Source organism: Thalassobius sp. Cn5-15, assembly GCF_022347685.1.
In the GTDB taxonomy this organism is placed as follows: Bacteria; Pseudomonadota; Alphaproteobacteria; order Rhodobacterales; family Rhodobacteraceae; genus Thalassobius.
In genome coordinates, this window is the sequence record NZ_JAKRGF010000004.1 from 343980 (window position 1) to 359200 (window position 15221).

General features: G+C 58.3%; 18 protein-coding genes. 9 read left to right on the forward strand and 9 right to left on the reverse strand.

Annotated elements, in window-relative coordinates; translation table 11 throughout:
• Positions 1-59: 59 nt before the first annotated feature.
• From MHM86_RS11595 to MHM86_RS11610, 4 genes are all read right to left on the reverse strand, one after another.
• Positions 60-974 carry an esterase-like activity of phytase family protein gene (locus tag MHM86_RS11595; RefSeq protein WP_239199566.1) on the reverse strand — a complete coding sequence of 305 codons (915 nt, stop codon included), beginning with the start codon at positions 972-974 and terminating at the stop codon, positions 60-62.
• Positions 947-1762: a penicillin-insensitive murein endopeptidase gene (gene mepA, locus MHM86_RS11600; protein ID WP_370644132.1), complete on the reverse strand. Its 816-nt coding sequence runs from the start codon at positions 1760-1762 to the stop codon at positions 947-949. The genes MHM86_RS11595 and mepA overlap by 28 nt, the downstream gene beginning before the upstream one ends.
• A 140-nt stretch (positions 1763-1902) precedes the next feature.
• Positions 1903-3228 carry an MFS transporter gene (locus MHM86_RS11605; RefSeq protein WP_239199572.1) on the reverse strand — a complete coding sequence of 442 codons (1326 nt, stop codon included), beginning with the start codon at positions 3226-3228 and terminating at the stop codon, positions 1903-1905.
• Positions 3229-3336: 108 nt separating this feature from the next.
• The gene (locus tag MHM86_RS11610; protein ID WP_239199575.1) at positions 3337-3870 is read right to left on the reverse strand and encodes an acyl-CoA thioesterase; all 534 of its coding nucleotides are present in this window, start codon (positions 3868-3870) and stop codon (positions 3337-3339) included.
• Between the two features lie 152 nt (positions 3871-4022).
• Between MHM86_RS11610 and MHM86_RS11615 the strand changes: the two genes are divergently transcribed.
• Positions 4023-4310 carry a YggT family protein gene (locus MHM86_RS11615; protein WP_239199578.1) on the forward strand — a complete coding sequence of 96 codons (288 nt, stop codon included), beginning with the start codon at positions 4023-4025 and terminating at the stop codon, positions 4308-4310.
• A 67-nt stretch (positions 4311-4377) separates the two neighbouring features.
• Positions 4378-4728: an H-type lectin domain-containing protein gene (locus MHM86_RS11620; protein ID WP_239199581.1), complete on the forward strand. Its 351-nt coding sequence runs from the start codon at positions 4378-4380 to the stop codon at positions 4726-4728.
• A gap of 80 nt (positions 4729-4808) precedes the next feature.
• Here the strand turns inward: MHM86_RS11620 and MHM86_RS11625 are convergent, their stop codons facing one another.
• Positions 4809-5825 (reverse strand): ribose-phosphate pyrophosphokinase, encoded by a 1017-nt coding sequence (locus MHM86_RS11625; protein ID WP_239199584.1) that lies wholly within the window; start codon positions 5823-5825, stop codon positions 4809-4811.
• A gap of 107 nt (positions 5826-5932) precedes the next feature.
• Here MHM86_RS11625 and MHM86_RS11630 point away from each other — a divergent pair, with 107 nt between their 5' ends.
• Both MHM86_RS11630 and MHM86_RS11635 read left to right on the forward strand, forming a co-directional pair.
• Positions 5933-6532, forward strand: coding sequence for a 2-hydroxychromene-2-carboxylate isomerase (locus MHM86_RS11630; protein WP_239199586.1), 600 nt, complete (start codon positions 5933-5935; stop codon positions 6530-6532).
• A complete protein-coding gene (locus MHM86_RS11635; protein ID WP_239199589.1) occupies positions 6533-7366 on the forward strand; it encodes an alpha/beta fold hydrolase in 834 nt (277 codons plus the stop codon).
• Positions 7367-7421: 55 nt separating this feature from the next.
• Here the strand turns inward: MHM86_RS11635 and MHM86_RS11640 are convergent, their stop codons facing one another.
• The 4 genes from MHM86_RS11640 to MHM86_RS11655 all read right to left on the reverse strand — a co-directional run bounded on the left by MHM86_RS11640 (position 7422) and on the right by MHM86_RS11655 (position 10600).
• Complete coding sequence (locus MHM86_RS11640) at positions 7422-8468, reverse strand: low specificity L-threonine aldolase (protein WP_239199592.1); 1047 nt, start codon at positions 8466-8468, stop codon at positions 7422-7424.
• Complete coding sequence (locus MHM86_RS11645) at positions 8468-8923, reverse strand: YcgN family cysteine cluster protein (RefSeq protein ID WP_239199595.1); 456 nt, start codon at positions 8921-8923, stop codon at positions 8468-8470. The genes MHM86_RS11640 and MHM86_RS11645 overlap by 1 nt, the downstream gene beginning before the upstream one ends.
• Positions 8923-9861 (reverse strand): bifunctional riboflavin kinase/FAD synthetase, encoded by a 939-nt coding sequence (locus MHM86_RS11650; RefSeq protein ID WP_239199598.1) that lies wholly within the window; start codon positions 9859-9861, stop codon positions 8923-8925. Before MHM86_RS11650 ends, MHM86_RS11645 begins: the two co-directional genes overlap by 1 nt.
• Positions 9862-9937: 76 nt before the next feature.
• Positions 9938-10600 carry a DUF2161 domain-containing phosphodiesterase gene (locus MHM86_RS11655; RefSeq protein WP_239199601.1) on the reverse strand — a complete coding sequence of 221 codons (663 nt, stop codon included), beginning with the start codon at positions 10598-10600 and terminating at the stop codon, positions 9938-9940.
• Positions 10601-10723: 123 nt separating this feature from the next.
• Between MHM86_RS11655 and MHM86_RS11660 the strand changes: the two genes are divergently transcribed.
• The 5 genes from MHM86_RS11660 (at position 10724) to MHM86_RS11680 (ending at position 15162) form a co-directional block, all read left to right on the forward strand.
• Positions 10724-11749: a TraB/GumN family protein gene (locus MHM86_RS11660; RefSeq protein ID WP_239199604.1), complete on the forward strand. Its 1026-nt coding sequence runs from the start codon at positions 10724-10726 to the stop codon at positions 11747-11749.
• Between the two features lie 92 nt (positions 11750-11841).
• On the forward strand, positions 11842-12762 hold the full coding sequence (locus tag MHM86_RS11665) for a manganese-dependent inorganic pyrophosphatase (RefSeq protein WP_239199607.1): 921 nt from the start codon (positions 11842-11844) through the stop codon (positions 12760-12762).
• A gap of 119 nt (positions 12763-12881) precedes the next feature.
• Positions 12882-13598, forward strand: coding sequence for an SGNH/GDSL hydrolase family protein (locus tag MHM86_RS11670; RefSeq protein ID WP_239199610.1), 717 nt, complete (start codon positions 12882-12884; stop codon positions 13596-13598).
• A gap of 86 nt (positions 13599-13684) precedes the next feature.
• Positions 13685-14560: a TIGR01459 family HAD-type hydrolase gene (locus MHM86_RS11675; RefSeq protein ID WP_239199613.1), complete on the forward strand. Its 876-nt coding sequence runs from the start codon at positions 13685-13687 to the stop codon at positions 14558-14560.
• A 158-nt stretch (positions 14561-14718) separates the two neighbouring features.
• Positions 14719-15162 carry a MaoC family dehydratase gene (locus tag MHM86_RS11680; RefSeq protein ID WP_239199616.1) on the forward strand — a complete coding sequence of 148 codons (444 nt, stop codon included), beginning with the start codon at positions 14719-14721 and terminating at the stop codon, positions 15160-15162.
• The last annotated feature ends 59 nt before the right edge of the window (positions 15163-15221 follow it).

The window sequence follows — 15221 nt, forward strand, 5'->3', positions numbered from 1 at the left end:
GGTACCTTTTCGCAAGGGACGGGCGGCGTTTAATCGTTGGGGGGCTCTTTTGCAAGGGCTTAGGGGGTTTGACCCTTTCTTGACGATGGCAGAGCGTATTCGACAATCTCGCTGGTTTGGAAGAACTTGAAGTTGTCGTCAGCAAGCATGGTTGCGCGGATCACCCCGTTTGCATCGCGCCAGATTGATAGGCCTTCTAGGTTGTCATGCACCCGTGTGCCGGTGCTCAGCAGAACCTCGCCAGCAGGGTCGAACCGGTTGAGATCGAACCGGCGCAGGCGGCTGCGAAACCCGATGCCGGTGAAGCGACGTTCCAGAAGGTAAAACAACCCATCTGGTCCGAAATCGGCGCCAACGGGATCAAAATCATCACTGGCCTCTATGTAATAGAGGATCTGCCAGCCCCCCGCGCCCAAACGATAAAGGGGCAGGTTCGGTCGTTTGCGTGGCACGCTTTCGGGCACTGCGTAAATCTGGCCATGTCGATCAACCGCCAGTGCCTCCATCCCTGCGTTCCGGGGAAAGCCGCGGAAATCAGCGTGTTGGGGCAGCGCAAGCGGGGCGCCGAAGGCATGCGGATAGCGCCAAACTTGATGAATGTGTTCGAGACTGACGTAAAGCGTGCCGTCAGGCAGTTGCGCCAATCCTTCGGAATCGCGCAGCCACGCCTTGCGATGCAGGTCGCGCGGGATCTCCAGCGGGGCGTGGCGGGTGATTTCAACACCTGCAAGCGCGTCTGCGCTGCCGCTGCGCAGCAGTTTCCCTTCGATCAGCATCATCCGATCCGTGATAGCCAAGAAGTCCTGCCCGTTTTCTGCCAGCTCAAAGCCGGAGAGGCCGCCGAATCCCTCGAAATTTTCGTGCCAGACGTGGCGTGACAAGAAGTGCAGTCTGGACTGTGGCTGGGCGCTGCCGGTGACGGTCAGCGCCACCGCGCTCAGCGCGGCTAGCGCGACTGTAAGACGTTTACGCATTGTGCGGGTAGACCTGCCAGTGTGAGTGGGCCTTTGGGTTTTGGCTTTGGCGCGTTGGGGTCGACCGGCTTTGGCGGGGGTGGAGACAGGATATCCTGCACCCAATCCGCTGCTGCATCGCAGCCGTCACCGGCGGGCACTGGTGCCTGATCAACGCAGCCTGCCATGCCTTTGGGGCAATGCAGGCGGACGTGGAAATGATAGTGATGTCCCCACCACGGACGAATTTTGCGCAGCCAGCTGCGGTCGCCTTTGGCGTCCTTGCACATTTGCACCTTGGCACCGGGGAAGACAAAGATCCGCGCCACACGCGGGTCGGATGCAGCCGCTTTCAGCACCTCATGGTGCTGCGGCGTCCAGTCGGAGTTTACATAGGCCCCGTTGGCGCGGCGCATTGAAATCGACGACAGGCTTTCACGTTCAGCGCGGCTGAGGTTCAACCGCTTGGGCGGCAACATCCAGATATCGGCGTCCAGCCCGATTTGGTGGCTGCGGTGCCCGCTCAGCATTGGGCCGCCACGCGGCTGGCTGAGGTCACCGACATAGATGCCTTCCCAACCGGGTTGTTTGGCGGCGGCGCGCGACAGATCCTGCAGGAAGTCGATGGTGTCCGGGTGGCCCCAGTTGCGATTGCGGCTGAGGCGCATCGCCTGCCACGTGGGGCCGGTTTCCGGTAGTTCCACGCCACCGGCCAGACAGCCTTTGGCGTAGCTGCCATAGGCGTGAGGTGTTTGGTCCGATCCTGATTTGGCCGCGCCAAACAGTTGCTTCGCGGGCACACCGCGCATGGCGACGGGGATGTCATCCTGACTGGCCAGTACCGGTGTGGCTTGCGGTGTGGCAGTGCGTTCAGGGGAACAGGCCGCAATCAGCACAGTTGCGACGAGAAGGCCCAATTTTCTTAAGCCCAGTGTTTTCAGGAAGTGTGTTACCATGCGTCGTGGTCCCCGTGCGGTTTCACCCACGCTAACAAGACCAACCCTAAAAGGAAAAGCCCGATAAGCGGGGTTACGCCCATTTGCTGGCTGCCGGTTAGCACGGTTGCCACCCCAATGAGCGTTGGTGCCAGAAAGGATGTCGCCTTGCCTGCCAGTGCGTAAAGGCCGAAGCTTTCGGCGATTTTGTCGGGGTTTGCTTGTCGGACCATCATCGTGCGGCTGGCCGATTGTATCACGCCGCCCGCAGCGCCGATCAGCGCGCCCAGCACGTAAAAGACAATATCCGGTAGCGCGGAGTCTGCATCGACCGCGATACCGTAGACGCTGTCGCGCGACACAAACAGGATTGAGGTCGCCACAAAGATCAGTACCAGAATACAGATCGCAATCACCGGTTTCGGGCCAAACCGAACATCCGCCCGTCCGCCGATCATTGCGAAAATCGCCCCTGCGATGATGCCAATGATGCCGAAAACGCCGGTTTGCGGCACACTCCAGTTGAGCACACCGGCGGCATAAATCCCGCCGAAGGTGTACATGCCGTTCAGGGCGTCGCGGTAAAACATCGAACTGCCAAGGTAGGCAAACAGTGACGGCGATTGCGGCAGGCTGCGGATGGTGGTCCGCAGGCTGGTCATCGCAGCTGTCACCGCACCCTTCGGGGCACGGGCCGGTTTCGGATCCCGCACCCAGAGGCAGAACGGGATCATAAATATCACATACCAGATCGCCGTTAGCGGCCCGACAAAACGGGTGCCTTCACGCGCAGCCGCGTCCAGTCCCAGCGCAGGATCCAACCCGATGAAGGTTTTGCCAGTCGTCGCACTTTCAGCAAAGAACAGCAACATGATCACCAGCGCAACCAGCCCGCCCAGATAGCCAAAGGCCCAGCCGTTACCAGAGATTTTGCCAATTTCTTCGCGACTGCCAAGGTCAGGCAGCATGGAGTTGGTGAAAATCGTCGCAAACTCCATTCCGATCATGCCGATGGCAAAGAGGATCAGCGTGGTGATCAGGTTGAAATCATCAGGCTCCGCCCACCAGATGCCCATCGCACCAATCACATACATCGCGGAAAATAGCCAAATCCAGCGCAGCCGGTTGCCTGCCGCATCCGCCAGCGCGCCAAGGATGGGCGCTAGCACTGCAATCACAATCCCAGCCGCCGCGATGCCAAAAGCCCAAGCGGCCTGCGCCTGCGCGCCGTCACCGATCAACTCTTTGATATAGGGTGCAAAGATAAAGGTGATCAGCAGCGTGTTATAGGGCTGCGATGCCCAGTCGAAGAAAAACCAACCCCAGATACGCTTGCGCATGGTGTGTCCTTACTTGCTCAAATCCCACGGTCGTTATGACAGGGCAACTGGCAACAGCACAAGGGTAGTAGGGGTAAGGCTTCCTTCAGATTTTGCGGGACTGGTCAATCAGGGCTGTGGCGGCCATGGGCGGTTGTCCTCTGCCTGCAGCCATTCCTGCACCCACGTGGGCAGTGGTTTGTTTTCTGCGTCCGAGTCAATCGCGGCGATCACCTTTTCCGTTGGCACAATGCCGCTGCGATCAGTCACAGCGGTGCGAAATACCGCTTGGTTGGCGCATTCGCCGTCCTGTTTCCAGATCTGCTGATCAATGTAGAAAAACCGCTCATCCCAGCCGAGGCCACGGGTGCGCATTTCAAACTTCTCAAACGGGCGCAGGCGGCGGCGGTAGCGCACACAAGCACCGGCGACGGCCATGCCCCAGCGATTGCTGCGCATGGCGCCGGACAGACCTACGCGCAGGCCCATCGGAACGCGCCCCAGATCATAAAGCATCAAGGTGCGGCCATTGTTCAACTCGATGAACTGGTCGATATCGGACAGCCACACCCGATGGTGAGACACATGCACCTCATCAAAGGCCAATGGCGGTGCATTGCGGTTTTTGATGATCTCTTTCATCATGCGCAAATAGGGGTACATGGCGGGTTCTCCTGCGGCGTTTCTTGATCCGTGGAGTTGATGCAAACATCATTGCGGTCAAGCGCAACCATGCGTCAAGACACGCCTTGGGCTTGCGTCATTGGCGTCGCGGGCTTACCTGTTGAGCACACGTTCACTTTGAGGTCTTGTCTATGCTGTCCCTGTTCCAGATTATCCTGTTGGTGCTTGATATCCTGTGGTTCTTCTTGATCGCTCATGTGATCATGTCGTGGTTGATTAACTTTCAGGTGCTGAATGTGCGCCAGCAGCTTGTTGGACAGATCTGGTACATGTTGAACCGCATTCTGGAACCGATCTATGGCCCCGTGCGTCGTATCCTGCCCCCGATGAGCGGTATTGATCTGGCACCGCTGGTGGTGTTGGTCGGCATTTACGCGGTGCGCATCATCCTGATGAACAACATCTCCGCCTTCTACTAAGGCAGACGAATCGCTGCGGTTGCACATTCATTGACCTTTCCGCGCGGGGTTGTGTTACAGAGGTCTCATGAAAAAGATCGCAAGCAATACGGTAGGCGTTGAGCAGGGGGAGCAAACCCTGTTTTCCGATTTCGAGGATGGCGGGGAGATGTGGACCGGTGAAGGGACGCGCGAACGGCGCGTCACTGTCGCGTTCGCCGATCCCTTCCGTGCGCCGCCCAATGTGATGGTCTCTATGTCGATGTGGGATGTGGATCATTCCACCAGCCTGCGCGCTGATATCGAGGCAGAAAATGTCACAGCGACTCAGTTCGATATCGTGTTCCGCACCTGGGGTGATACCCGGGTGGCCCGCGCCCGCGCCAGCTGGATGGCGATCGGCGCTGTTGCGGATGATGACCATTGGGACGTGCCTTAAGGGCTGAAGCCTACCCAGTTGGACCGAACAAAAAGGGCGCCGTGTGGGCGCCCTTTTGTGTTTTTACGATTGCCACCGGATCACTCGGGGAATTGGCCTTCGTAGATCGGTTCCAGCGTTTCGGTTTCAAACAGCGACGACACTGAGGTGCCGTGCCAGATGTTCATGATCGACTGTGCAAACATCGGCGCGGTCGGCAGGATGCGGATGTTTGGGCAACTTTTGACCGCTTCGGTCGGCTGGATCGAATCGGTGATCACCAATGACTTCATCACCGAATTGGTGACGCGTTCAACCGCAGGGCCGGACATCACACCGTGCGAGATGTAGGCGTGTACTTCGGTCGCGCCGTGTTCCAGCAGAACTTCAGCTGCTTTGCACAGGGTGCCGGCAGTGTCGCACATGTCGTCCACGATGATACAGCGTTTGCCAGTCACGTCACCGATCACGGTCATTTCTGCGACTTCACCGGGTTTTTCACGGCGTTTGTCGACGATCGACAGCGGTGCGTTGATCCGTTTGGCCAGTTCGCGGGCACGGGCCACGCCACCCACGTCGGGCGATACCACCATGACCTCATCCAGATGGCCTGCAAACTTCTCTTTCACGTCCAGCGCAAAGATCGGCGAGGCATAGAGGTTGTCGACGGGAATGTCGAAGAAACCCTGTATCTGCGCGGCATGCAGATCTAGCGTCAGGATGCGTTCAATGCCTGCCTCAACCAGCATGTTGGCCACCAGCTTGGCCGAGATTGGCGTGCGGGCTTTGGTGCGGCGGTCTTGGCGGGCATAGCCGAAGTAAGGGATCACTGCAGTGATGCGTGCCGCCGAAGAACGGCGCAGCGCGTCGGCCATGATCAGCAGTTCCATCAGGTTGTCATTCGCCGGATTCGAAGTCGGCTGAATGATGAACATGTCCTCGCCGCGGACGTTTTCATAGACCTCAACAAAGATCTCACCGTCGTTGAAGCGCTCAACACGGCCCTCGACAAGGTTTAGGCTGGTGCCCCGATGCAGCGACATGCGACGCGCGATCGACTTGGCAAGTGGCAGGTTGGCGTTGCCGGAAATCAGTTTCGGTTCGTTGGTGGTGGGCATGTCGACGGTTCCCCAAGATTTGGTCGAGATGACAGATTCGTAACGTTGACACCGCTTAGCACTAAGCTACGCTCAATCAAAGCTATGCCGACGTAAGGGGGGCAGAGATGCCACATATTGATTACTATTTTTCGACCATTTCGCCCTATACCTACCTTGTCGGCGGTCGGTTGCAGGAAATAGCGCGGCGTCATGCGGCCACGGTGACTTACAAACCGTTTGATATTCTCGGGGCGTTTTCGCGCACAGGTGGTCAGCCGGTGCCGCAACGCCACCCGTCGCGTATCGACTACCGTGCACAGGAACTGCCGCGTCAGGCACGCAAGCAAGGCATGCCGCTTAATATGAAACCTGCCCATTGGCCGACCAATGCTGCCCCATCGTCCTATGCGGTGATCGCTGCGCAGAAGGCAGGCGGGGGTGATTTGCCGCAGCTCATTCAGCGGCTATTGGCCTGCTGCTGGGTGGAGGAAAAGGACATCGCAGAGGATCAGGTGATCAAAACCTGTCTGAGTGAGTCTGGTTTTGACCCGACACTGGCAGACAGCGGCCTGCTGACAGGCGCCGAAGTTTACGCCGCCAATCTGGAAGAGGCGGTCAGCAACGGCGTCTTTGGCGCGCCGTTCTTTATTTGTGACGACGGTCAGAAGTTTTGGGGCCAGGACCGTCTGGAAGATTTGGATTTGCATTTGAAGGGCGAGTTGTAAGTGTCTGGGATACAATTGTGCGGGGGTGTCGATACCCAAGTCTATCAGTTCGGTAAGGGTGATGAGCAGGCGGTGATGCTGCATTGCACGCTGGGGCATTCGATGGCGTTTATGCCGTTGGCGGCGGGGCTCAATGACCTCTTGGCGATGACGGCATTTGATCTGCCCAGTCATGGTGGCACAGCGGATTGGGATGGTGTGACGCCCATTCAACGTCAGGCGGTCGATATGGCATTGGATCTGTTGTCGGAACCGGCGCATCTGATCGGCCATTCCTTTGGCGGCGCTGCGGCGCTGCGTCTGGCTTGCGAACGGCCAGAACTGGTGAAATCGCTGACACTGATCGAGCCTGTGTTTTTTGCTGCCGCTTATGCCGACAACCCGGGACTGAAAGATCAGCACATGGGTGAAATGGCGGCCCTAGGCGCGGCTATTGATGCGGGCGATCCCGAAGCGGCTGCGCGCATGTTCTATACAGATTGGGGCGGTGGCCGTGCCTGGGACGCGCTGCCGGAACAGATGCGTCAAAGGGCGGAGAAGCAGATTTATCTGGTGGTTGCCGCCAATGACGAAGTGGGCGAAGACAGCGCTGGTCTATTGGCCTCAGGCGTGCTGGAGCGGCTGGAGGTTCCGACGCTGTTGGTCGAGGGGGGCCGGTCGCCGGACTATATCGCCAAGGTTAACAGCGCGCTTATGACCCGCATTAAAAATGCGGAGCGTGCGGTGGTAGACAATGCAGGGCATATGCTGCCAATTTCGCACCCCAAAGAGGTGCTGGCTGTGGTGCGTCCGTTTCTGGAACGTGTTGCGGCGAAATTGGTGCAGGCCCCCTGAGCGTCGCCTTAGTTTCAGCTGGTGGGCGCTTTCGTCCACCAGCAAAACCATACGGCTATGAACGGTAGGCGTTTAGCAGGGCGTCAACGCCCACTTCCCCGATGGACCAGTCACAGACAAATCGCGCCAGCAACATCTCTTCAGGGTCGTCGCCTTCCAGCTGCCCTTCCATGATATAGTAGTAAGCGCCAGCATCAAACGCCCTTTGGTGCAGGCGTCGGGGCAGGTTGGCGAAGAACAGGTTGGCTTCAGGCGTTGTTGTGAACTCCACCCCCTCGATCTGACGCAGGCCCTCGGCCAGTTTAGCGCAGGTCGCATTGGCGCTGCGGGCCAGATCCAGCCACAGATCGTCCGCCAGATAGCCCAGCATCTGCGCCGACAGGTAGCGGTGCTTGGAAAACAGATGTGCACCGCGTTTGCGGCGCAGTTCAAATTCCCACGCTTTGGCAGGGTCAAAAAAGATCACCGCCTCAACCCCCATGCAGCCGTTTTTGGTGCCGCCAAAACTGACCGCATCAATACCGGCTTTCCACGTCATGTCTGCGGGTGAACAGCCCAGCGTGATCAGTGCGTTGGTGAAACGTGCGCCGTCCAGATGGGTGGGCAGGCCGTAGTCGCGGGCCACTGCGGTCAGCGCGCGCAACTCTTCCAGCGTATAGACATGGCCCTTTTCAGTCACCTGCGTGATCGACACAGGCCCGCGTTGGGGGCCGTGCACGCCGCGGGTGTGTTCGTTTTCAATCGCACGGCGCAGGGCGTCCGGCGTCATCTTATCGCTGTCGCCCACCAAGGTTAGTTTGGCACCGCCGCTGAAAAATTCCGGCGCGTTGCATTCATCCTCGTGGATATGCGCGACAGGGGAGCAGAAGACCGTTTCCCACGGCTGACACAGCGTCGCCAGCGCCAGCGAATTGGCGGCTGTACCCGTGGCCACCAGATAGATCGCAGCCTCCGGTGCCTCGAACAGTTCACGCAGCATGTCGCGCACGCGGTCCATTTCCGCATCCTCGCCATAGCCGGTGCGGTAGCCACCGTTTGCCTCTGTCACTGCTTGCATAATCTGTGGATGCACGGGGCCACCATTGTCAGAGGCAAAGAACATTACACGGGCTCCTTAATAATGTGGTCTTCCCAGTCTTCGTCCGCGACCTCAAACTCGGGCACTGTACGGCCACGCATGGAAACGCCCGCCGCATGGACGGAGTTTGGGTCACCGGTTTTCAGCGGGTGCCATTCGGGCAACGGCTGGTCAGTCCACAAGAGTTTGTAGGCGCAGGTTTCCGGCATCCAGTAGAGATTCTGATCCAGATTGTCGGGCCCTAACACGATGCATTCCGGCACAAAGTTGTGGCGGATTGGATATTGGCTGCATTGGCAGGTGTCATCATTCAGCAGACGGCAGGCCACGTTGGTCAGCGCGACTTCGCCGGTGTCTTCATCTTCCAGTTTGTTCAGGCAGCATTTGCCGCAGCCGTCGCACAGGGCTTCCCATTCTGGACGCGACATGTCCTTGAGGGGCACGGTTTCCCAGAATTTGCGGCGCAATTGTTGGGGCATCAGAGTGCGGCCAGCAAATCACGCGCCTTAGCGCAATCGGTGTCCATCTGGCGGATCAGTGCCTCTAGACTGTCAAACTTGGCCTCTGGGCGCAGATACTCTACCAACCCGACAGAGATCGGAGTGCCGTAGAGATCGCCTTTGAAATCGAAGATGAAGGTTTCGAGGTTCGGTTTGTTTTCACCAAACATCGGCCGCACGCCCAGTGAGGCAGCGCCGTGGTAATTGCCCTTATGCGGGCCATCCAGCACGTCAATTAACACGGCATAAACGCCCATCTTGGGCTGGTGCAGACCGTCGATTGACATGTTTGCGGTGGGATAGCCCAATTCGCGGCCACGCTGGTCGCCGCCGATTACTTCACCGTCCATGCGGTGCCAGTGGCCCAGCATTGCCTGCGCATCGCGCGGGCGGCCCTCGGCCAGTGCATCGCGGATCGCGGTCGAGGAAACTTCGCCTTTGTCGCCATGCAGCAGCTCTGCCACCGTGACGCCAAAGCCCATGTCCGCACCGAAGCGTATAAGGTCCTCAATATCGCCTTTACGACCTTGCCCGAAACAGAAATCCGCGCCCACCACAATATGGTTGAGACCAAGCCCATCGCGGATCACTTTGGCGGCAAAATCTTTGGGGCTGAGGGCGGACAGTGTAGCGTTGAACGGCAGCTCATAGAGGCGTTCAACCCCCAGCTTTTCCAGCCGGTGCGCACGTGCTTCGGCGCTCATCAGGCGGAAGGCGGAAGATTTTGGCGCAAAGAACTGGCGCGGATGCGGCTCAAAGGACATGATGCCCAGCGGCACGCCTTTCTCTTTCGCAATCGCGCGTGTGAGGTCGATCACCGACTGGTGGCCCAAATGGACCCCGTCGAAATTGCCGATAGCCGCTGCAGCGCCGCGGTCCTGATCGGTGACAAAGCTGTAATCCCGGATGATACGCATGCCTGTGAGGTATCGCCCCAGACGCGCGGGATCAAGCGTGATGTGGCGGTAGTCCTGTCATACGCTACCGGGGGCACTATTCGGTTGTTGTTTTCAATGCCGAGCGCCCTTCTGCGGTCAGGTCATAGATGCCGGTTTCCACCCGCTGAAACCAGCCGTAATGGTTTGACGCCATCACCCGTGTGGCACGGACCACTGCGGTTGCCTTGGCAACTGTCGCGCCTTTGGTCGGTCCCTGTTCGGCCAGATAGGCGGCACAGCGCAGCGCCTCTTGTCGATAAGAGGTGATGAGCCCAACGCGGGTGGCACCGCCTTTGTTTGGATCGCCCTCGCGGCGTTCAAATTCTGCCATCAATGCAGTCTGGCGCCGTTTCACCTTGCGCGGCTGAAAGGGTGCGGGCTCGTGGTGCACCTGCAGCTCACCTGTGGAAGCGATGCTGATCACCCCAAGGCCGAGACGTTTGCACAGTCCAATATTGCCTTGGAATGCTTTGTATCCGGCGCGCCCTTTCCAGCGGGGGAGAGCCAGATAGACCTGATCTGTTACCTTCTGCCGCGCGATGCCCTGTTGCAGCAGGGTCAACGAGAAGCCTGTTTTCAACTCCACAATCACAGGCGGTTCGCCGTCTCGCAGGGCCACCACATCTGCCGCGCCGATTTCGGATTTCACTTCATATCCCAGCGCCTCAAAGAACGCTTTCACAGGGGGGTAGAGGTCGGTTTCGGACAGTTTGGTCATATCACGTGTCTACTGTGCTGCGAGAAGGTGGCCAAGCCCTTAGCGATGCGCGCGACGGGTTAAACGTATTGCAATCTTTGTGGGGTTGGATAGCGTGGCGCTCGCAGTAAAAGGGTGTGGTTTATGCGGTTTAAACAGGTGATGCGGGCGGCGGTGCTGCTGTGTGGGCTGGCTGGGGCGATGATGCCGGAACGGGCGCTGGCGCAATGTGACAGTCCCGCGATGTTAACAGATGCAGAGCTGACGCAGCTGCGCAACCGCGCAGAACAGGTGCCGTTCCATCGCGGTCTGTTGTGGCAGGTGGAAAAAGAAGGGATCACCTCTTACGTCTTTGGCACAATGCATCTTTATTCCCCACGCCACAGTGCATCGATGCGGCGGCTGCGGCCATTGATCGGTGAGGTGGATCAGGTGCTGGTCGAGTTTAATGCTGCCGACATGGCGCAGCTGGAACGTCGCCTGACCACTGACATCGCGCTCATAACTATCCCTGATGGGCCCAGCCTGCTGGATCGGCTGGGGCCAGAGGCATGGGATAAACTGACCGACAAGCTGACGCCCTATCAGATCCCACCCTTTATGGCGGCGAAAATGCAGCCGTGGTTCCTTGGCTTTACAATGATGACGCCGCCCTGTGCGATTGCTGATATTCAGGCCAAACGACCGGGCATTGATCGGATGATTGAAACGGCCGCAGATCACGCTGGTAAACCTGTCGCCTCACTGGATGAGCTGGACCATTTGCTGCCCCTGCTGGCCGGTGATCCGCTGGACCAACAGGTGGAGGATTTGCGTTGGTCCCTGATGCTGGACCTGCCGACTTCGTTCGGGGATGCGGGGTTGGTGGATTTCTATTTCTCTGAGGACGTCCAGATGATCTGGGAAAACGCGCAGCAACAGTTGGCGCATTTGGGCACGACCCTACCAGCGGAGGATTCGCAGCGGCTCAGCGGGTATGTGGAGGAGTTGATGGGGGATCTGATTGCAGGGCGCAATCACTACTGGATGCAGCGACTGCCGCAGGCGCTGGGCGCGCAGCCTACTCTGGTCGCCGTGGGTGCGATGCATCTGCCGGGGGAAAACGGTGTTCTGAACCTGTTGCAGCAGCAGGGCTTCACTGTCAGCGCGGTGTCAATGTCACAGCCGTAATCCACGTCACGCAGCCCCCGTGACAAAGCCACAGTGCCCGCCTATAAGCCCGCCCAATACCTCGTATTTCACCAATCTCAAGGATGCTCCTCATGACCACGCAGGTTTTTGGCCACAAATCCCCTGACACCGATTCCACCGGCTCCCCCATCGTTTGGGCCTGGTACCTGAACGAGGTGAAAGGCGTTGCTGCCGCGCCCAAGCTACTCGGCGAGCCCAACACCGAAGCGCTGTTCATGCTGGATCGCTGGAATCTGGATAAGCCGGAAATCATCAGCGGTGTAGAAGCCGGTGCGCCGGTTGTTATCGTTGACACCAACAACCCTGCTGAGCTGCCCGAGAACATCAATGATGCGGACATCACCGCGATCATTGACCACCACAAACTGGTTGGCGGTCTGGAAACCAAAGGCCCGATTGACATCACCATCCGTCCGCTGGCCTGCACCGCGACCATCATGTATGATCTGATGGGTGATGACGCTGCCAAGATGCCCGAGGCCATCAAAGGCGCTGCACTGACCTGTATCCTGTCTGATACGCTGGAATTCCGTTCGCCCACCACCACCGACCGTGACCGCGAAGTGGTTGCTGCGCTGGCCGCAGATCTGGGCATCGACGTGACCGCTTACGCGGCCGAGATGTTCGCTGCTAAGTCTGATGTTTCGGCATTCTCCGACGCGGAATTGATCCGCATGGACTCCAAAGAGTACGAAGTCGACGGCACCAAATTCCGTGTCTCCGTTCTGGAAACCACCGCACCGGAAATTCCGCTGGGCCGTAAAGAGAGCCTGATGGAAACCTTCAAAACCGTGCAGGCCGAAGATGGTGTGGATGAGGTTCTGCTGTTTGTTGTCGACATCCTGAAAGAAGAAGCGACCTTGCTGGTTCCCAACGATGTGGTCAAAGGCGTTGCTGAAAAATCCTTCGGCGCCACTGTAGAGGGCGACAGTGTGGTGTTGCCCGGCATCATGAGCCGCAAGAAACAGATCATTCCGAACCTGAAGGTCTGATCCTTTTAACGGTATAGAGTGTCGAAAGGCCCACGCAGTTTTGCGTGGGCCTTTTGGTGCGGTTGGCTGGCGCAAGGTCATGCTTTGTCGTTGATATAGAATTGCGGCATTCTATCCCCATGCCTATTGCTGCTGATACTGCTGCTAAGTTGACCCTTGCGCCTTTGTTGATCGCGCAGGCGCTTTATGTGCGACAGAAGGCGTTGATCCTACCGGAACCGCCTGGCGCACGGCAGGGCGTTTTGGGACAGGGGGAGACGTTGCGATTGCTGATCGCGGGTGACAGTTCCGGTGCAGGCGTAGGGGCGGAATCGCAGGCGCGGGCGTTGTCTGGGTGCCTCTCCCGCGATCTGGCGGCGGATCATCGGGTCAGCTGGCACCTGGAGGCTGCAACGGGCGCCACCACCCGTGCAACATTGCGACAGCTGCAACAGTTGCCGGAGGCGCAGTTTGATGTGGCGGTTCTGGCGTTGGGCGTGAATGACGTCACAAAGGGGGCACGCCTGTCGGGTTGGTTGGCGGATCAGCAGGCACTCTATCATCTACTGCAGGATCGTTTCGCGGTGCGTCATATCTTTGTGTCCGGTCTGCCGCCGATGGGACAGTTTCCGCTGTTGCCTAATCCGCTGCGGGCCATTTTGGGCCAGACAGCGACACGGTTTGATGCGGCGTTGGCGGCCCTTTGTGCGGGGCGGGAGGATGTGACGCATCTGCCTTTTGATTTGCCATTTCGTCCTGAATATATCGCCACCGATGGGTTCCACCCTTCAGAGGTGGCGTATCCGATTTGGGCCGCACGTATTGCGGCTGAGGTGCGGCAGTTGGATTTGCACTAGGTTTCAGAATCTGGGCTGCCTTTCTTCTGGCCTTTGGGCATTGGCTTTGCGATACCTCGGCAAATGTTTGCGAAATAGGTTGCTCCATGACACAGATCATTCCCGCCCTCTCAGAGGTTTCCGCCCAGTATGACGCGCTGTTTGTCGATCTGTGGGGCTGCGTCCACAATGGTGTAACTGCTTACCCAGAGGCAGTGGCGGCCCTGCAAGCCTACCGTAAAAGCGGTGGCATCGTGGTTTTGGTCACCAATTCCCCCAAGCCCCGCGCAGGCGTGGCAGCGCAATTGTCGCAGTTCGGCGTGCCGGATGATGCCTATGACACTATCGCCACCAGCGGCGACAGCGCACGGTCGGCAATGTTCACCGGAGCAGTGGGCGAAAAGGTCTATTTCATGGGGGAATGGCAACGTGATGCGGGCTTTTTTGAGCCGCTGAGTCTGCTGGAAAACCCCGTCAACATCACCCGTGTACCGCTGGATGAGGCCGAGGGCATTGTGTGCTGTGGTCCCTTTGACACAATGGCGGACCCGGATGTGAACCGCGCCGATTTCCTGTATGCCAAGACTAAAGGTATGAAGCTGCTGTGCGCCAACCCCGACATCGTGGTGGACCGTGGCGAAGTGCGCGAATGGTGCGCCGGTGCGCTGGCGAAGCTATACACCGAAATGGGGGGTGAAAGCCTCTATTTCGGTAAACCGCATCCCCCGATCTACGATCTGGCGCGTCGTCGCCTGAACGTTCTGGACCGCAACATCGAGGATAGCCAGATTCTAGCCATCGGCGATGGTCCCCACACTGATATCTCCGGCGGCATGGGCGAAGGCATCGACACGCTGTTCATCACCGGCGGTCTGGCGCGGGCGGAAACCAAAACCACCGATCAGCCAGTGGCAGAGGCGCTGGCCGCCTATATCGAGCGCGAACAGGTAAACCCCACCTATAGCATTGGCCAATTGCGCTAAATTGCGCGAAACTACATGGAATAAGGGTCTTTAGCGGTGCTTTACGCAGAGGTAAATGCAGAATTAACTTGATTTTCTGCGGCTGCGAAGTAATAAAGTTGCATCTTTTTGGATTGAATAATCCGAAAGTTACGCAATCGATTCCGCTGGGGGGACCAATGTTGGACAATATGCCGCGCGGCACCATCTTTATCGAAGACATTGAGGTCGGGATGACCCGCTCCCTACGTAAGGTGGTCACCGACGAAGACATTGAGATGTTTGCGCAGGTCTCTACCGACCGCAATCCTGTACATCTGGATGATGCTTACGCCAAGGACACCATTTTTGGTGGTCGTATCGCCCATGGTATGCTGACCGCTGGCCTGATCTCCGCTGTGATTGGTGAACAGCTGCCCGGCCATGGCACTATCTATATGGGGCAGTCGCTGAAATTCCTTGGCCCTGTACGTCCGAACGATATGGTTCTGGCAGAGGTGGAAGTGCTGTCTATCGACCTGACCAAGCGCCGTCTCGAACTGGATTGCCGCTGCATGGTGGAGGGTAAACCGGTGCTGAAAGGGCAGGCCACTGTGTTAGCCCCGTCGAAAAAACTGGACTAAACTCTCTGTAGTCATCGCGAATTTTGAAACGCTCCCGCATGGGGGCGTTTTTATTTTGG